A 16,048-nucleotide genomic window follows, 5' to 3' on the forward strand; every position below is an offset into this window, starting at 1 on the left:
AAATATCATCCGACCCGGTGCGCTGACGGCACAGGGGCGCCGCCGGAGATGAACTCCGGCGACGCCCCTGTGTCTGCTGTGAAGCGGTGTGCTGAGGATCAGTTCTTCGGGGTGCGAGCAGTGGCACCCACGAACCAGGCCTGCTGCTCCAGCTTCTCGATGTAGCCGTGCAGGATGTCGGCCGAGGTCGGATCGGCCTCGTCGACTCCGTCATGGACGGCGCGCATCGTGCCGGTGGTGGACTCGATGGCCTCGACCATCAGGTTGATGGCGTCATCGGTGCTCACCTCACCCTGGGGGAACTGCGGCAGGGAGGTGCGGGCGGCGACCACCGAGGGACGGCCGTCCGGAGTGGCGTGCAGGGCGCGCATCCGCTCGGCGATGTCATCGGAGCCCGCGCGGGCGATGTCGACGACCTCGTCGAGATTGAGGTGCAGGCTGCGGAATCCCGGCCCCACGAGGTTCCAGTGGGCCTGCTTGCCGACCAGGCTCAGGGCGATGAAGTCGACGAGCACCTCCTGGAGGCTGTCGCTCAGTTCCTTCGATGCCACGAAACCCTTCTCGGCGTTCTCGAGCTTGGTCCGGGTGTCACCAGCGGGCTGCGGAACGGTGATGGTCTGCTCAGTCATTGACGATCTCCTTATGTCTTCAACGTATGTGGAGCCTCGGTGCTCGGCGCCACAGGGGCGCGAGCACGTCGGCATGCTTTCCGTCTCGTTCAGGTAGAACGCATCGGCCGGTCCCACTATTCCGTACCGCGGGCTCCTCGGCTGGTTTTTCGGGAACGAGGGCTTTCCTGCGACCTCCTCGGCCAGCTGCCCTGGATACCGGCAGGTGCCACATCCGGACGCCACCTGATGGGCCCGGCCCCCGGTGGGATGCCGGGGTGGCATCGTACCTGGTGATCTCGCTCGGCCCGCACACAACGGCCGGCACCAACCCGGAGGAGATGTCCCCGAATGTCTGGGAGCGGCGCAGATCTGACGATCTTCTGGCTGGTGGTGGCCGGCCGGCTGTTGCTTCCGCTGCTCATCTCCAGGTGTCCGCTGCCCGGCATCCTGGCCTGTCTGGTGCTCGACGGCATCGATCAGACGCTGTTCCAGCTCTTCACCGGTCTGGACCTGACCCACTACCAGAGCTTTGACAAGGCTCTGGACATCTACTACCTGTCGCTGGCTTATCTGGCGATCATGCGTAACTGGACCAACCGTCCGGCCGCCGAGATCGCCCGCTTCCTGTACTTCTACCGGATGATCGGCACCGTCATCTTCGAACTGTCGGGTGGCGTCCACCGATGGCTTCTGCTGGTCTTCCCGAACACCTTCGAGTACTACTTCATCTGCTACGAGGTGGTCCGCCTCCGATGGAATCCGCAGAGCCGGTCGCGCCGGTTCTGGATCCTGGCGGCGGCCGCCATCTGGGTGGTCATCAAGATCCCTCAGGAGCTGTGGATCCACGTCCTCCAGCTCGACTTCACCGATACCTGGCGCGATGTGAGCTGGTTCGCCCCCACGGTGCTGATCGGCCTGATCGTGCTGCTCGCGGTCCTCTGGTTCGTCCTCCGACCGCGTCTGGACCCGGCGGATCACGGCTGGCAGTTCATGGCCGGGCCGCTTCCCGAAGGGGTCGACGAGGTGCGCGAGCAGGTCAGGCGCGGCAGGCTCCTCACCTCCTGGCTGGCGGAGAAGATCGCGATCGTGGCGCTGCTGTCGGTGGTGCTGGCCAATATCGTTCCCAGTGTGACCGCCACGCCACTGCAGATCACTGTGAGCGTCACGGCGCTGATCATCGTCAACTCCTTCATCGGGCTGTTGTTCGCCCGGCTCGGTGTCGGCGGTCATCCGCTGGTGATCGGCTTCGTGATCCAGTACCTCATCAACCTGGGCCTGGTGATAGTGGCGAACACCCTGCTGCCGACCCGCCCGGCCTACTTCCTCACCGCCGGGTCGTTCTTCCTGTTGCTGCTGACCCTGGTGGTGGTCCTCTATGACCGCTTCCGCCCGGTGATCGCGGTGCGACTCGGCACCCCGCTCGCTGCGGCTCCGGTGGTCGGCTGACCCGGTCGGTCAGGCGGGACGGCGGACCGATCAGGTCAGCCGGACAGCGACAGTCGGGCTCTGGCCGTTCCTGGTGTAGCTGACCTTGATGACGTCGCCGGCTCTCTTGCGCACCGTCGCGATGACGAGGTCCTCGAAGGATCGGGCCTTCTGACCGTCGAACTCGGTGATGACATCGCCCACCTTCAGCCCTGCCCGGGCCGCGGCACCGTTGGCGGTCACCGCATTGACGTAGAGGCCGTGGGCACTCGCCGCGGAACTCTCGTCGAGCGGGACGACCGAGATGCCGAGGGAGCCCGGGGTGAAGGAACCCGTCCTGAGAACCTCCTTGGCCACCGCCATCGCGGTGTCGACCGGGATCGCGAATCCCAGTCCGACGCTGCCCCCGCCGCTGGCTCCCTCGGCGGTGGGAACCGTGGCGATCGCGGTATTGACGCCGATCAGGCGGCCGTCGCAGTCGACCAGGGGTCCCCCCGAGTTGCCGGGGTTGATCGCGGCATCGGTCTGGATGACGTCGGACAGGTAGGCACTCAGCTCCCCTGAGGCGTCCGGAAGGGGCATCTGGCGACCCAGCGCGCTGATGATGCCGCGGGTCACCGACCCCGACAGGCCCAGCGGGGCGCCGAGGGCGACCACCGACTGACCGACGTTGAGGGTCGAGGAGGTGCCGGTGCCGATCACCGTGTCCTTGTCGGGATCGGTCCTGATGACCGCCGGATCCAGTCGGGGGACCCGTCCCACCAGCTGCGCAGGGGACTGGACGCCGTCCGAGCGCAGCACGGTCATCGTGGCGCCGTTGGCGGCCGCGGCAATCACGTGGTCGTTGGTGAGGATGTTCCCCTTCTCGTCGATGAACGATCCCGTGCCGTTGCTGGACTGGCCCGAGGAGGAGGTGAGATGGATCGTGACGACGCTGGGGAGCACGGTGTCGGCGATCGTCACGGCGTTGCACTCGGCCGCATCGGTCGCTGACGTCGCAGCGGGGGATGTCGAAGCCGCCGTGGAACGGTTCGAGAGGACCATCCACAGGGCCGTCCCGGAGGCCATCAGGGAGAGGATCAGTAGTCCGGCCATCACGGCCAGCGCGGTCGAGGAGATCTCGAATCGCCTGGGGGACGCAGGAGGGCGTCTCCCCTGCGGATCACTCGTGCCGGTCATGGCCCTTCCTTTTCCTGAGGCCAGTCAGGACAGTTGAATGTGCCTCAGGCCGTTGGCTTGGAGAGAATCGCGCGGAAGGCGTTGAGGAGGCCGAGGACCACCAGGGAGAGGCCGAGCAGCCACCACAGGAACACCGCACCCCACACCGGGCTGGTGACCAAGGAGAGGCCGGCCAGAATGGAGATGATGGCGAAGATGATGGTCCATGCGGAGGATCCCTCGGTGCTCACCACGAACAGCGCCACGAAGCCTTCCATCACCCACATGACGCCGATCATCACGGCAATGAAGATCGCCAGGAAGCCCGCGGTCTGACTGAGCTGGCCGAAGGCGACGCACCCCGCAACGATGTAGAGCAGGCCGAGCAGCCCATGACCGATGCGGCCGCCGGTTCCCAGGCTCCTTCCCATCGCGGCCACGACGACGTAGACGATTCCGGCGATGATCGCGTAGATCGCCATCACCACTGTGATCGCCTTCCAGGCGTGACCCGGCCACACCAGAATCGCCACACCGGCGAGCGCCGCCACCAATCCCGTGATGGCGACGAATCGCCGAGTGCTCTCGGCAAGACCGGTAACGAATGACTCCGACATTTCTGCATCCTTCAGTTGGCGGGTCTGCACATTTCCTGCACGTCCTGCACGCCCCCATTGATTCCCGATCATAGTGGGGCTGGAGCCTCTCGGGGGGGTGTCGAAACGCCCATTCAAACAGGGGTCCTGCCATGAGCGTATCGGAGCTCGACCGGGCAGCACAGGTGCTGCGCACGATGCTCGGGATCGGCGGACTCAGGCTCCGGCCTGCTGGGCGGTTGCCGTGAAGAGATCGAAGTCAGCTCGGGAGGTCTTCGCGTAGTCGACGGCCCAGGACATGATGGCCTCGGTGAGCTTGCCTCCCCGTCCCGCGAACCCGAGGATCTCGGCGGCGGTGGGCGACTGGGAATGAGCCCTGGCCAGTACCCGCCCGCAGGCGACCCCGTACCGGCGGAAGGGCTTGTCCTTGAGGGTGTCCATCTCGATGCTGCCCTTCATGTCATGGAACTGGCGTACGTAGTATCCCCGCTCCTCACGGTCGATGTAACCGAGGAAGGGGTCGGAGAGCCCCTGCAGGACGCGCTGCAGACCGACCACTCTGGCGCCCTCGCCCCGGGTGGTGATGATCTCCTGCAGCGAGTCGGGCTGGGCGATCCCGCCATACTGCTGCACCACGCTCTGCATGGCTTCCTTCACCTGGAGGATCAGGTGGTGGCCGTCGCCGTCCTCGAACAGTGCCAGGTAGCAGCGGGTGCCGACGCTTCCCACGCCCACGACCCGCTGCGCGATGTCGGCCAGGCCGTAGTGCTCCATCAGCAGGTGGATGTCCTCGCTGGCCGAGTCCCGGTACTGCTTCAGGTCGTCGGTCAGCTGGGAGGCTGTCGCCCTGTCGATCGGGGTGAGGACCGGGGGTCTCGCCAGGAACCGCCGGTGACCGTCCTCGCCCTCGCTGGTGAGGTTTCCTCACGGCGCGGTCCCCGGTGCGCCTCTCGGCATCGCCAATGGCGTCCTTCAGCACCTCGCGGGAGCCCTTGTCCAATCCCTGGGTGTGCTGTTCGGCGTCGAAGTGGGCGAAGTAGCGCTCGGTGGGGCTGGTCGCCAGCGCACCGCGGAGCGCATCCAGATAGGCAGTGATCGTCTCGCCGGCCGTCTTGCGCACCACACCCTTGTCCCGCGAGGTGGCCTGGCCGGCGATGATGATGCTCGCGACCAGCCTCTTGAGGTCCCATTCCCACGGCGCCCAGGCCGCCTCGTCGAAGTCGTTGAGGTCGAACACCAGGCTGCGCTGGGGGGGAGGCGTAGAAGCCGAAGTTGCTGACGTGGGCGTCACCGCAGGAGGCCACCAGGATTCCGCTGTCAGCGGTCCGGGCGAGATCGGCGGCCATCAGTGCCGCAGTGCCCCGGTAGAAGGTGAAGGGGCTCACGCTCATCCGCTCGGTGCGCAGCGGCACCAGGGACTGCACCCGGTTCGCGTTCTGCTGAGTCAGGATGCCCATCGGGTCACGGTGGGAGGTGCTCACCTGGGCGATACCGGCCCAGTCGGCACGATCGCGCGCCGCCCGGCCCCGCTTGATGCGATCGTCGAAGGATGAGCTGGCAGTGTGCTGGAGTCCCGGCCTCTCAGGTGTCCTCATAGCCAGATCATCTGCCGGCTGTGTCGTTGTGATCAACCAGCGGTCGGGAATTGTCGGTGGATGTGGATCGTCGCGATCTTCGGGGTGTGAGTGCTTCCGCGGATCCTCATCAGGGGACGACGACCGGCTGGCCCGGGGCACGGGAGCGCGCTCTTCGGGACGCCCCCCAGCCGGTCCTCCGGTCAGGACCTCGGGCGCAGGTAGACACCAGGCTGTGGGCGGCCCACCAGGCCCTCATCGACCAGGTGACGCCGCAGCAGGGCGACGTCATCGTCCAAGGGCCGCAGCAGCGCGTTGACCTCGGGTTCGGTGAGCCGGATGCCGACCGGGAGGTGGTCTGCGGCGAACCCCAGAACCGTGAGCCGCGGAGCCTTCCTGGTCGGCATCTGGCTGATCCTGCCGTCCTTGCGCAGGAACCTGGCAACGTCGCGGCCGGGCGCCGGTAGCAGGCCGGCACCGGCCTGCCCGACTCTGAAGGTGACCTGGGACAGATCGGCCACGACGGCGTCGGCGGGCAGCTCGGCTGCCGGGGTCGAGGTGGTCAGTGCCAGGGCCGACATACCGGCCCGGCGGGCGGCCTCCACCCCGGCCGGGGCGTCCTCGACGACCAGGCAGCGGGCCGGATCGGCGTCCAGTCGTCGGGCGGCCAGCAGGAAGGCATCGGGCTCGGGCTTGCCGCGCTCGACGTCCTCGCCGCTCACCAGCACCCGGGGCGGCTCGAGTCCGGCCTCGGTCAGCCTGGCCAGGGCCACCGGACGCCGTGAGGAGGTGGCGACCGCGGCGACCTCGTGGAGTGCGGTCAGGGCGTCGGCGGCGCCCGGGACAGCCGTGATGCCGTCGGTGGTGGTCAGCTCCAGCTCGTCGATCCTGGCCGTCGCCGCCGCCCGGCGGGGCTCGTCAATGGTGGCGTCCACGATGTCGCGGGTACGCCAGCCTGTCCTCCCGATGAGCTGATCGGCAGGGATGGCGTACTCCCTGGCCCAGGTGCCGAAAGCGGTGAGCAGGGCCTGCTGGGAGTCGACCAGGGTGTTGTCGAGGTCAAGGATCACGGCGTCGAACCGTTGGGTGGCAAGAGATCCGAGGTTCATGGCGGCTCCCGGGCGCAGCAGTGGTGGAGAAGTTGTGGATGTCGCCATTGTCCCAGCTGCTGGCGAATCCCGGGTCCACTCCGCACACAGGCTGTTGACTAGCGGAAATGATCCGGATCTGAGGACTGTGCACACGGCTTCCCGAAGTTATCCACAGCTTTGTCCCCAGCCTGGGGACAAATCCCAGCCGTGTAGTTCCACCTCTGTGAGCCGTCCTCCCGGTGCCGGCCGGGCCCGGTCTCACTGCCAGGCGCCACGGAACCTCTGAGGCTGCCAGGGGGCCAGGTCGTTGGGAAGACCGAGCTCATGAGCGGCGCGCAGTGGCCAGTTGGAGTCGCGCAGCGCCCCCCGGCCGATCAGCACGGCGTCGACACTGCCCTCGGCGATCAGACTGTCGGCCAACTGCGGCTCCCAGATCATCCCCACCGCCGAGACCGGGATGTCAGCCTGCGAGCGGATCTGGGCGGCCATCGGGGCCTGGTATCCCGGTGCCACCGGGATCCTGGCCGAGGAGTTGCCTCCCGAGGAGGCGTCCAGCAGATCCACCCCGACCTCCTTGAGTCGCCGGGTGAGCTCCACCGAGTCGTCGACCGTCCAGCCGTCGGGGCGCCAGTCGGTCACCGACAGTCGGGTCAGCAGGGGCATGTCGTCGGGAATCGCCGCCCGCACCGCGCGGGCCACCTCGACCGGAAGCCTCAGCCGGCCGTCCAGATCCCCGCCCCAGCCATCGGTGCGGGTGTTGGACAGCGGCGAGTAGAACTGGTGCAGCAGGTAGCCATGGGCGCTGTGGATCTCGATCGCGTCGAAGCCCGCCGTGACAGCTCGCCGGGCCGCTGCCGCGAAGTCGTCGATGATCGCCAGGATCTCGTCCTCGGTGAGGGCGTGCACCGCCTCGCCGACGAACTCCTTGCCGTCACCGGGCTGACTGGTCGGCCCGACCGGGGTCCAGCCACCCTGGGAGGCCGGGACGACCTCGTTGCGGTATCCCGGCCACCAGCGCGAGGTCGAGGCCTTGCGTCCGGCATGACCGAGCTGGACGCCGATCCGCCCGCCCAGCGCGTGGACGGCGTCTGTGACGGTGCGCCAGGCGCTGGCCTGCTCGCCGTTCCACAACCCGGTGTCGTAGGGGCTGATCCGTCCTTCCGGGTTCACCGCAGTGGCCTCGGCGATGATCAGACCGAAGCCCCCGATCGCGAAGGAGCCGTAGTGCAGCAGGTGCCACTGGGCGGGCACTCCGTCCTGGGCCTCCACGGAGTACTGGCACATCGGCGGCAGCCAGGCTCGGTTCGGAAGGGTCAGGCCGCGGAGTTCCAGCGGCTGGAAAAGTACAGGACGTGTCATGTTTCCATCTCACCACCAATGACAACCCAGGCAGCACCGAGCTGACGCCGGCTGGGCACGGTTCTGTTCACCGCTGGCCTGGGGCCATCACCTTCCGGTCACCCATGCAGGGAAAGTTGACGGTGGCAGCCATCTTCCACTGCAGCCGTCGACCTTTCGTGCATCGGTGGGGGAGAGGGCGGGCACTGCAGACTGGAGACATGACCCTGACCTCACCGCCGCCGCAGGGAGTCCTGCTCTACGACCCCGACTGCGGGTTCTGCACCCGGGTGGCGGGAGCTCTCCAGCAGATACTGGCAGCGGGTCGGGGTCAGGCGGCAGGAGACGCCACGGCGCACCCGACCGCTGCGGTGATTCCGATGACCGAGGCCGATCTGGATGCCCTGGGGGTCGACGCCGCGCGGGCGCGGTGCGAGATCCCCCTGGTCCTGGGCGACGGGAGCGTGGTCTGGGCGGCAGCGGCGATCGGCCAGGCTCTGGAGGGCGCGAAGGCGCCGTGGAGCTGGCTGGGGCGGATCATCACCGCACCGCTGATCGCTCCGCTGGCGGGCCGGATCTACGCGTGGGTGGCCGCCAACAGGTACCGGTTACCGGGCGGATCGGAGTCCTGCCGGCTGTGAGCGCAGCGGGGCCGACCCGGTGGAACCAGCGTGCTGGCCCCACCGGGCGGACACCCTGCGAGTACAGACCCTGACAGCTGACCCGAGGGCCAGCGGGTCAGATGCTGAAGTTGGGCTTCCACTCCCGGACCGAGGCCACCTTGACGGCGTCCTTGGGGTACGGATCCGCGTCCAGCAAGCGGTCCAGGAAGGTGCGGTCGGGAACGGAGTAGATGAGAACCGCGCCGGAGCCGTCGCTGAGTGGGCCGGCGTTGACCAGCTGCTTGCGCTCGCGCATCAGGTCGAGGTTCTCCAGGTGAGCCGGACGCGCCGCCAGACGCTTCTCGCTGAGTTCGGGGACATAGGTGGTTTCGACGATGAAAACAGCCATGAAGTGATGGTAGACCACTCCGGCCCGAACGGTAGGACCAACCCTGCAGCCGGCTCAGCTCACTGCACAGGCCTGGGTCGAGGCCGCAGTGGTGTCAGTGGCCGCCTGGGTGATCATCGCCCGAGTGGCGGCATTGGTGAGCACATAGCCGGTCTGGGAGTCGGTCGATGAGCGGGCGAAGACGGTGCCCGCCACCGTCCCGGCAGGGGTCAGCAGAGGCCCTCCGGAGTTTCCCGGCTCGACGGTGGCCCGGATCGCCATCACCTGACGGGTGACGGTGGCGGTGGAGTAGATGTTGTCGCCGCGGGCCTCGATGGTGCCCCGTACCCGCGCCGCCGAGAGGGTGTAGGGCCCGTCCAACGGGAAGCCGGCCACGACCGCCTGATCGCCGGCGGACAGTGCCGAGGACATCGACAGCGGGGTGGCGTCCAGACCGGGCACCTCCAGCACCGCGAGATCGAGGTCCGGATCGTAGGCGACCACGGTGGCCTGGCGTGCCAGGCCTCGTCCGCCGACCTGCACCGAGACAGAGTTCGAGCCGGCCACCACGTGGGCATTGGTGACCACCCGGTCGCGGGCACTCACCCATCCGCTGCCCTCCGAGGACTGCGAGCACTGCCTCGAGACGGCGCGCACCTTGACGATGCTGCTGGCCGCCCGCTGCACCCCGGCGGTACCGGTGACCGAGTCGTCAGGGGTCTCGGTGGGGATGTTCGGTTCGACCTCCAGCCCGGAGAAGACCCTCGGGAAACCGTCGACCAGGGTCCCGACGGCTCGCACCGCGGCCCGGTTGACGGCGTCGGGGATGACACGGTCGGTGGTGTCGAGCACCTGGGACTCGGCAATCGCCCTGGACCAGGACGGCTGGACCAGGGGCCGCACCGCGGTGGCCACGACGGTCGCCATCAGAGCCGTGACCACCACCCCGACGACGGCCCCCACCAGGGAGTCGAAGGCGCGCAGGGTGGGAATCCGGTTGGCTCGGATGAGACGCCGGCCGATCCCAGTGGCCAGCGCCTGGCCGAGACCGGCGGCGGCCAGCAGGACGCCGATACGGATCAGCCCGCTGCCCAGGCCGCTGATCCCCTCGGTGGCCAGCCAGCCGGACATCCGCCCGGAGAACCACAGCCCGGCCCAGGCGCCCAGCACCAGGCCCGCCAGACCCAGGACGCCGACCACCGCGCCGCGGCGGTAGCCCTGAACCGCCTGGCCGATCAGGACGAGGATCAGGAAGCCGTCGAGTACGAGGGAACCGGTCATGACGTCATCCTCCTGCCGGACGAGACCATCCAGGCGATCTGGGCGGCATCCTCCAGAGTGACATGCGTTCCTGTGAAGAGCTGGGTCTCAGCTGTGAGTGAGCCCGGGATGGCGCTCGGGTCCTCGGAACAGCCGGCGGTGGCGGGGCCGGGTGAGGATCGCCGATGGGGCGGAAAAGGTGATGCTACATGATGTAGTTTTGTGGGTATGACGAGCCCGAACGAGTCCGGCGCAGGACCAGCCCCCGAGGTGGAGGTCGTCAGGGCCGTCGATGACCCCGATCGCTCCGGCGATACTGATCGCCCGGGCGACCCCGATGACATGGTGGTGCTCCTCGACGAGGCAGGGCACTCCATCGGCCAGGCCCCCCGCCTGGCGGTCCACACCCGGTCGACCCCTCGCCACCTGGCCTTCTCCTGCCACATCTTCGACGTCGGCGGCCGGGTGCTCATCACCCGCCGGGCGCTCAGCAAGGTGAGCTGGCCCGGGGTCTGGACGAACTCCTGTTGTGGTCATCCGCGCCCGGGCGAGAAGATCGCCGACGCCATCGTCCGCCGGGTCCGCGAGGAGCTGGGACTGGATCTCAACCGGGACTCGCTGAACTGCGTCATCCCCGATTTCTCCTACCGGGCCACCGATGCCTCCGGGATCGTCGAGAACGAGCTGTGCCCGGTCTACCTGGCGACCCTGGACGATCCCGAGGAGATCGTCGAGCTCTACCCCGACCCCGATGAGGTCGAGGAGATCTCGTGGGTGGGCTGGAAGGACCTGCACCGCACGGTGACGACGATGCCGGCCCTGCTCAGCCCCTGGTCGGTGCTGCAGATCCGCCAACTCGGCGAGGACATCAGCTCCCAGCTGCCCTGATCGTGGGGTTCGGGTGCCGGGGCGCGGGGAGCTCTGTGCTCAGGCTCAGACCCGGTCGTCGGTGGGACGCCGGAAGGCGGCGTCCGAGTCCTCCTCGACCATTCTGTGGCGGGGGGCCCGGCCGATGGACGGGTCCCCGACGACCGGCAGGTCGGTCACTGCCCGATCGCCCGGCTCGGCCGGTGTGGCCGAGGCGACAGGGTGGGCGGGTGCCGATCCGGCGCGGGCGTCGGCCCGCCGTTGCCGATCGCTCTGCGGCGTCTCCTCGCGGTCGGAACCCTCGCGCATCGTCCGCCAGGCCAGCACCGCACCGATCGCGGTGGTCAACGGCACGGCGAGCACCAGACCGATCGAGCCGATCAGGGTCCGCACGATCTCCTCGGAGAAGGTCTCGGAACGCAGCACATCGCTGAGCGGCATGGCATAGATGCTCAGCAGCACCAGGGTCGACATCGCCGCGCCAGTGGTGGCAAAGGCGATCGTGTAGACGCTCGAGGCGATGTGGTCGCGCCCGATCCGCATCGCCCGGCGGTAGAGATCGCGGCGACTGGTACTCGAGGAGGCCAGCTCCCACACCGAGGAGGCCTGGGTGACGGTGACGTCGTTGAGGACGCCCAGTCCGGCCACGATGATCGCGCAGACGATCACCGAGGACAGCGCCAGGTTCGGGGCGGTGGCGGTGATGATGAAGTCGTCCTCGCTGGTCACCCCGGTGAGATGGCTGGCCCTGGTCGCCCACCAGCCCAGTCCGGCCGACAGCAGCAGCCCGAACAGCGTCCCCAACAAGGCGGTGGTGGTCCGCGTCGAGAACCCGTGGGTGAGGTAGATCACCACGAACATGATCGCCGAGCAGGCCACCAGCCCCACCAGCACCGGCGGGGAGCCGACCAGCAGGGCCGGCAGCATGAACTTGGCGATGACGATGAAGGCCACCACCAGGCTGACGATGGCCGCCACCCCACGACGCCGGGCCACCAGCGCCACCACCGCCACGAAGACGATGGCGATCACGATCAGCGGCCAGGTCCGCTCGAACTCGTAGAACTGGTAGACACCGGTCGCGGTTGTGGCCGAGTCGTTCTGGCCGGTCTGCGGGACCGGCGACTTGTACATCCGGATCACCTGGCCGGACCTGATCCCCGAGGAGGTCACCGCGGCAGTGAACTGGATGGTCGTGGTCCGACCGGCGTCGGCCCCCTCATCCACCCGCACGACGGCCGCCGCGCAGACCTCACCGCTGGGCGTCCCGGTCGATCCGGCGGTGCCCTGACAGGATCCCTCGTGCACGGACTCGATGGTGCCGGTCACGATGCTGACTCCCGGCGCGTTCCAGGCGGCGGTGTCGGACTGCAGATGGGAGGAGACGTCGTGCGGCCACAGCGCGATCATCCCGATCACGGTGGCCAGGAACAGTGGTGCCAGCACCAGCAGCAGCCGGCCCAGGGCCGATCGCTCCCGGGCGGCGAGCTCCGGTGAACCGGGAGCCGTCCGGGAGTTCAGATGACCGCCGTGGGAGTGGCCGCCATCGCTGTGCGGGGGCTGGGAGTGTCGATCTGGGACGTGGCTCATTCGGCCTCCGCGGTGTCATGCTCCTCGGACTTCGGCGGGGCCACGACCGGCAGGCTCATCGTGAACATGGCTCCTCCGCCGGGCGCCCGGGAGGCCTTGATCCAGCCGTTGTGGGAGGTGACGGTGTGGGCCACGATCGACAGTCCCAGCCCGGTGCCCGGGGTGTTGCGGGACCGGTCGGAGCGGTAGAACCGCTCGAAGATGTGCGGCAGATCCTCCTCGGCGATGCCGGGCCCCTGGTCCCAGACGATCACCTTGTCATCGACCATCTGAACGGTCACGGTGCCCTCGGCAGGGGAGAACTTCACCGCGTTGTCCAGCAGATTCGTGACGGCTCTCTCCAGGGTGGCGGGATCGCCCATCATCGGGTGGGGTGCCAGCGAGACGTCGAAGGTGATGCCGGGGCCCCGGCGTTGGGCCCGCTCGACGGCCTTGGTGACCACCTCCGACAGCTCCAGGGGTTCGGGGGTGCGAGACATGGCGTCGTCACGGGAGAGCTGGACCAGGTCGCCGATCAGGCTGGAGAACTCTCCCAACTGGGCTGCGATGTCGGTGAGGATCTCGCCGCGGGCGGTCTCCGGGAGCATCCCGGTCTTCTGGTCGGCCAGCAGCAGCTCGACATTGGTGCGCATCGAGGTGAGCGGGGTGCGCAGTTCATGGGAGGCGTCGGCGATCAGTCGGCGCTGGCGGTCCCGGGAGCTGGCCAGCGAGGAGAGCATGGTGTTGAAGGAGGTGGCCAGCTGGCCCAGCTCGTCGGAGGAACGCACCGGGATCGGGTCCAGCTTGTCGGTCCGGGTGACTCTCTTGACGGCCTGGGAGAGGTCGAGGATCGGCTGGGTCGCCGAGCGGGCCGCGAGGTATCCGGTGATCGCGGTGATGAGGATGCCGAGAAGCCCGATCGCCAACAGCACCAGCCACAACGAGTGCAGAGTGGCCTCGGTGCTGTCCAGGGAGCGCCCCATCACCAGGGCGTAGTCGTCCCCGTTGATGGTCAGCGGCACCGAGACGATCCGGGTCGGCACCCCGCTGGAGTCAGTGATGGTCCGCGCAGAGGTGCCCTGCTGGGTGCGGGCGACGGCCAGCTCCTCGGGGCCGGTCGGTACCGTGACGACGGCCCCGGGAGTGTTCTGGACCGACCCGTCGGCCCTCACCAGGGTGACCGTCACCTCGGAGACCTGGAGCGCCCCGGAGTTGAGCTCGCCGAAATCGCTGGCGCCATTACTGATCGGGGTGGACATGTAACGGGCCAGCGCGGTGAGCTGGTTGTCCAGCTGGGAGTACAGCGACAGCCGGGTCATCAGGTAGCCGGCCATGCTGGTCGCCAGCACGGCCACTGCCACGCTGAAGGTCACCAGGATGGTGACCCGGCGACCCATCGTGATGCGCGGAATGCGTGGCTGCCAGTCGAGCAGCCGACGCCACCAGCGTGAGATCACGGAGCCGCTTCCCGCAGCACGTAGCCCACCCCGCGGACGGTGTGGATGAGGCGCGGCTCGCCGTCCTGCTCAGTCTTGCGGCGCAGATAGCCGATGTAGACCTCCAGCGAGTTGGCGGTGGTGGGGAAGTCGAAACCCCACACCTCATGGAGCAGCCAACTGCGCTCCAGCACCTTGCGCGGGTTCTGCAGGAAGACCTGGAGCAGCGCGAACTCGGTGCGGGTGAGGCTGATCCGGCGTCCCGAACGGCTCACCTCCCGGGTCTGCGGGTCCAGGCTCAGGTCGGAGAAGGTGAGGATCTCCGAGGCATCCTCGCCCATCTCGGACTCGGAGCGGGAGCGCCGGGTCAGCGCCCGCAGCCGGGCCAGCAGTTCGTCGAGGGCGAAGGGCTTGACCATGTAGTCGTCGGCACCGGCGTCGAGCCCGTCGACCCGGTCGCCGACGGCGTCACGTGCGGTGAGGATCAGGATGGGGACGTCGTTGCCGTTCTGACGCAGCATCCGGGTGGCCTCAAGGCCGTCCAGCCTGGGCATCATGACGTCCATCACGACGGCGGCGGGGTGGATCGAGCTGAGCTTGGCGAGGGCCTCGACGCCGTCACTGGCGGTGTCGACCTCGTACCCGCTGTAGTGCAGGGATCGGGCCAGGGACTCGCGGACTGCCCTGTCGTCGTCCACCACCAGGATGTGCATGGCCATAGCCTGCCACCTCCTCACTCACCGTGCTCGGCATGGGCGGCCCGGGCGGCGGCCGCCACCCGCGCCAGACCCTCGAACCGCGGTGCCGGCGGGGGTGGCGGAAGCTCCTTGTGGGGGCTGCGCTCGCAGCGCACCTGAACCCCCTGGGGGGTCTTGGTGAACCAGCGCACCAGCCCTGAACCCATCACCTGGGTGCGGCCCGAGGAGTGCTGGACGACCAGCGCGGTGCCCTCGTCGATGGCCACTGCAGAACTGAGCAGACCGGCCTCCAGGGCCGAGATCAGCAGGCCGTCGCCCGAGCAGGTGTCGTTGTGGGCCAGGCTGGTGATGCTCACCAGGCCGAGACCTTGAACCAGGGACAGCTCCTCGAATCCCTCCGAGAGGATCTCGGGGGCCACCTGTCTGCCCTGGAGTCTCCATCCGCCCTGCAGTGCGGTGACGGCGGTGACCATCGCACCGGCCGAGAATCCCAGCCAGGGGGCGCCGCCGCGCACCAGCCGGGAGAGCTGTTCGGCGGCCGGGCCGAGGCCGGCCAGGTAGTCGGCGACCTGCCCGCCGCCGACGATGATGCCGCCGAGGGTGTCGATGTCCTCGGGCAGGGTACTGGCCGCGCCGTCGAGGTGGATGGTGAGGATCTGCGCCTCGGGCCAGCGGGAGGTGACGATGCCGGCCAGCAACTCGGCCTGCCGGTTCGCCAGCGGTGAGCTGTCGGGCACCACCACGCCGATCCGCGCCGAGGGCCCGAAGGGCCGGGCCTGGGCGACGAAGGCGTCGTAGACATCGTCCATCTCGTGCTCGACGGCACCCTCGGGAGTCTCGTCGTAGCCGCCGCCCACCAGGAAGAAACTCATGGGCCAACTCTATCGGTCACGCTGTCGGTGGGATTCTCAGGACAACCGCCTCACGGCGTCCACGATCCCCGGCATCGCCGCCTCGATGGAGTTGAGGGTGTCGCTGAACTTCTGGTCGGGTCCGTACCAGGGGTCCGGCAGCGCGGTGCCGCGCTTCCTGGCCGGGTCATAGTCGCAGATCAGCCGCAGATTGGTGGCATGGGGGGCCATCCTCCTCAGCATCGTCAGGTGCATCGGTTCGGCGGCGATGACCAGGTCGGCCCCGGCGATCTCGGCGGCACTGATCTGATGGGCGCGGTGGCCCGTGGCGTCGTACCCGTGGGCCTCCAGCACCGCCTTGGCACGGCGGTCCATCGGGGCGAAACCCTCCTCATCGCTCACTCCGGCACTGCTCAGACCGGCCGGGACGCCGGCGTCGGCGAAGAACCGGCGGGCCACCCGCTCGGCCATCGGGGAGCGGCAGATATTGCCCCAGCACACGAAGATCACGGACGGGGGAGTGGACATCGGAGGGCCTCTCGGTCGGCAACTCTGCGAACCCTGACGAGGGTACTGACAGTGAT

At 68.4% G+C, this 16,048-nt stretch carries 14 protein-coding genes and 4 pseudogenes; 3 read left to right on the plus strand and 15 right to left on the minus strand.

Annotation, left to right across the window (positions count from 1 at the left end):
- Positions 1 to 98: 98 nt before the first annotated feature.
- On the minus strand, positions 99 to 629 hold the full coding sequence (locus G554_RS0101065) for a Dps family protein (protein ID WP_027586459.1): 531 nt from the start codon (positions 627 to 629) through the stop codon (positions 99 to 101).
- 330 nt (positions 630 to 959) lie between these two features.
- Here G554_RS0101065 and G554_RS0101070 point away from each other — a divergent pair, with 330 nt between their 5' ends.
- On the plus strand, positions 960 to 2,057 hold the full coding sequence (locus G554_RS0101070) for a hypothetical protein (RefSeq protein ID WP_027586460.1): 1,098 nt from the start codon (positions 960 to 962) through the stop codon (positions 2,055 to 2,057).
- Positions 2,058 to 2,087: 30 nt separating this feature from the next.
- Here the strand turns inward: G554_RS0101070 and G554_RS13905 are convergent, their stop codons facing one another.
- From G554_RS13905 to G554_RS0101095, 7 genes and pseudogenes are all read right to left on the minus strand, one after another.
- Positions 2,088 to 3,215 carry a S1C family serine protease gene (locus tag G554_RS13905; protein ID WP_036923884.1) on the minus strand — a complete coding sequence of 376 codons (1,128 nt, stop codon included), beginning with the start codon at positions 3,213 to 3,215 and terminating at the stop codon, positions 2,088 to 2,090.
- A gap of 44 nt (positions 3,216 to 3,259) precedes the next feature.
- Positions 3,260 to 3,811, minus strand: coding sequence for an HdeD family acid-resistance protein (locus tag G554_RS13910; RefSeq protein WP_036923886.1), 552 nt, complete (start codon positions 3,809 to 3,811; stop codon positions 3,260 to 3,262).
- A gap of 195 nt (positions 3,812 to 4,006) precedes the next feature.
- Positions 4,007 to 4,684: pseudogene (locus G554_RS18010) on the minus strand (DUF2252 family protein); the annotation flags it as partial.
- A 34-nt stretch (positions 4,685 to 4,718) separates the two neighbouring features.
- A pseudogene (locus tag G554_RS18610) lies at positions 4,719 to 5,081 on the minus strand (DUF2252 family protein); the annotation flags it as partial.
- A pseudogene (locus tag G554_RS18615) lies at positions 5,047 to 5,385 on the minus strand (DUF2252 family protein); the annotation flags it as partial. The pseudogenes G554_RS18615 and G554_RS18610, both read right to left, overlap by 35 nt.
- A gap of 182 nt (positions 5,386 to 5,567) precedes the next feature.
- Complete coding sequence (locus G554_RS13920) at positions 5,568 to 6,473, minus strand: HAD-IA family hydrolase (protein WP_051232128.1); 906 nt, start codon at positions 6,471 to 6,473, stop codon at positions 5,568 to 5,570.
- A 240-nt stretch (positions 6,474 to 6,713) separates the two neighbouring features.
- Positions 6,714 to 7,814, minus strand: a complete 1,101-nt coding sequence (locus tag G554_RS0101095; protein WP_027586461.1) for an NADH:flavin oxidoreductase/NADH oxidase — start codon at positions 7,812 to 7,814, stop codon at positions 6,714 to 6,716.
- Between the two features lie 200 nt (positions 7,815 to 8,014).
- Between G554_RS0101095 and G554_RS0101100 the strand changes: the two genes are divergently transcribed.
- Entirely contained in the window at positions 8,015 to 8,434 is a 420-nt protein-coding gene (locus G554_RS0101100; RefSeq protein WP_027586462.1) for a thiol-disulfide oxidoreductase DCC family protein, read from the plus strand.
- Positions 8,435 to 8,531: 97 nt separating this feature from the next.
- Here the strand turns inward: G554_RS0101100 and G554_RS0101105 are convergent, their stop codons facing one another.
- Together G554_RS0101105 and G554_RS0101110 are read right to left on the minus strand one after the other, a co-directional pair.
- Entirely contained in the window at positions 8,532 to 8,804 is a 273-nt protein-coding gene (locus G554_RS0101105) for a YciI family protein (RefSeq protein ID WP_027586463.1), read from the minus strand.
- Positions 8,805 to 8,858: 54 nt separating this feature from the next.
- Positions 8,859 to 10,064, minus strand: a complete 1,206-nt coding sequence (locus tag G554_RS0101110; RefSeq protein ID WP_027586464.1) for a MarP family serine protease — start codon at positions 10,062 to 10,064, stop codon at positions 8,859 to 8,861.
- A 321-nt stretch (positions 10,065 to 10,385) separates the two neighbouring features.
- Between G554_RS0101110 and idi the strand changes: the two genes are divergently transcribed.
- Complete coding sequence (idi, locus tag G554_RS0101115; protein ID WP_027586465.1) at positions 10,386 to 10,931, plus strand: isopentenyl-diphosphate Delta-isomerase; 546 nt, start codon at positions 10,386 to 10,388, stop codon at positions 10,929 to 10,931.
- 45 nt (positions 10,932 to 10,976) lie between these two features.
- On the opposite strand, the gene G554_RS13925 is transcribed toward idi, so the two are convergent.
- The 5 genes and pseudogenes from G554_RS13925 to G554_RS0101140 all read right to left on the minus strand — a co-directional run bounded on the left by G554_RS13925 (position 10,977) and on the right by G554_RS0101140 (position 15,992).
- A complete protein-coding gene (locus tag G554_RS13925; protein ID WP_071162123.1) occupies positions 10,977 to 12,500 on the minus strand; it encodes a YibE/F family protein in 1,524 nt (507 codons plus the stop codon).
- A complete protein-coding gene (locus tag G554_RS13930; RefSeq protein ID WP_051232150.1) occupies positions 12,497 to 13,882 on the minus strand; it encodes a sensor histidine kinase in 1,386 nt (461 codons plus the stop codon). The genes G554_RS13925 and G554_RS13930 overlap by 4 nt, the downstream gene beginning before the upstream one ends.
- A 50-nt stretch (positions 13,883 to 13,932) precedes the next feature.
- The gene (locus tag G554_RS0101130) at positions 13,933 to 14,628 is read right to left on the minus strand and encodes a response regulator transcription factor (protein WP_281167935.1); all 696 of its coding nucleotides are present in this window, start codon (positions 14,626 to 14,628) and stop codon (positions 13,933 to 13,935) included.
- A gap of 38 nt (positions 14,629 to 14,666) precedes the next feature.
- Positions 14,667 to 15,485, minus strand: a pseudogene (locus tag G554_RS13935) (type 1 glutamine amidotransferase family protein); the annotation flags it as partial.
- Positions 15,486 to 15,521: 36 nt separating this feature from the next.
- Positions 15,522 to 15,992 carry a low molecular weight protein-tyrosine-phosphatase gene (locus G554_RS0101140; RefSeq protein WP_084648204.1) on the minus strand — a complete coding sequence of 157 codons (471 nt, stop codon included), beginning with the start codon at positions 15,990 to 15,992 and terminating at the stop codon, positions 15,522 to 15,524.
- Positions 15,993 to 16,048: the final 56 nt, after the last annotated feature.

The sequence above is a fragment of the Acidipropionibacterium thoenii DSM 20276 genome (genome assembly GCF_000423445.1).
Lineage (GTDB): Bacteria > Actinomycetota > Actinomycetes > Propionibacteriales > Propionibacteriaceae > Acidipropionibacterium > Acidipropionibacterium thoenii.

Bases quoted from the DNA above. Each gene is read 5' to 3' on its own strand.
- G554_RS0101065 (WP_027586459.1), bottom strand. From the start codon at position 629: ATGACTGAGCAGACCATCACCGTTCCGCAGCCCGCTGGTGACACCCGG.
- G554_RS0101070 (WP_027586460.1), top strand. From the start codon at position 960: ATGTCTGGGAGCGGCGCAGATCTGACGATCTTCTGGCTGGTGGTGGCC.
- G554_RS13905 (WP_036923884.1), bottom strand. From the start codon at position 3,215: ATGACCGGCACGAGTGATCCGCAGGGGAGACGCCCTCCTGCGTCCCCC.
- G554_RS13910 (WP_036923886.1), bottom strand. From the start codon at position 3,811: ATGTCGGAGTCATTCGTTACCGGTCTTGCCGAGAGCACTCGGCGATTC.
- G554_RS13920 (WP_051232128.1), bottom strand. From the start codon at position 6,473: ATGAACCTCGGATCTCTTGCCACCCAACGGTTCGACGCCGTGATCCTT.
- G554_RS0101095 (WP_027586461.1), bottom strand. From the start codon at position 7,814: ATGACACGTCCTGTACTTTTCCAGCCGCTGGAACTCCGCGGCCTGACC.
- G554_RS0101100 (WP_027586462.1), top strand. From the start codon at position 8,015: ATGACCCTGACCTCACCGCCGCCGCAGGGAGTCCTGCTCTACGACCCC.
- G554_RS0101105 (WP_027586463.1), bottom strand. From the start codon at position 8,804: ATGGCTGTTTTCATCGTCGAAACCACCTATGTCCCCGAACTCAGCGAG.
- G554_RS0101110 (WP_027586464.1), bottom strand. From the start codon at position 10,064: ATGACCGGTTCCCTCGTACTCGACGGCTTCCTGATCCTCGTCCTGATC.
- idi (WP_027586465.1), top strand. From the start codon at position 10,386: ATGGTGGTGCTCCTCGACGAGGCAGGGCACTCCATCGGCCAGGCCCCC.
- G554_RS13925 (WP_071162123.1), bottom strand. From the start codon at position 12,500: ATGAGCCACGTCCCAGATCGACACTCCCAGCCCCCGCACAGCGATGGC.
- G554_RS0101130 (WP_281167935.1), bottom strand. From the start codon at position 14,628: ATGCACATCCTGGTGGTGGACGACGACAGGGCAGTCCGCGAGTCCCTG.
- G554_RS0101140 (WP_084648204.1), bottom strand. From the start codon at position 15,992: ATGTCCACTCCCCCGTCCGTGATCTTCGTGTGCTGGGGCAATATCTGC.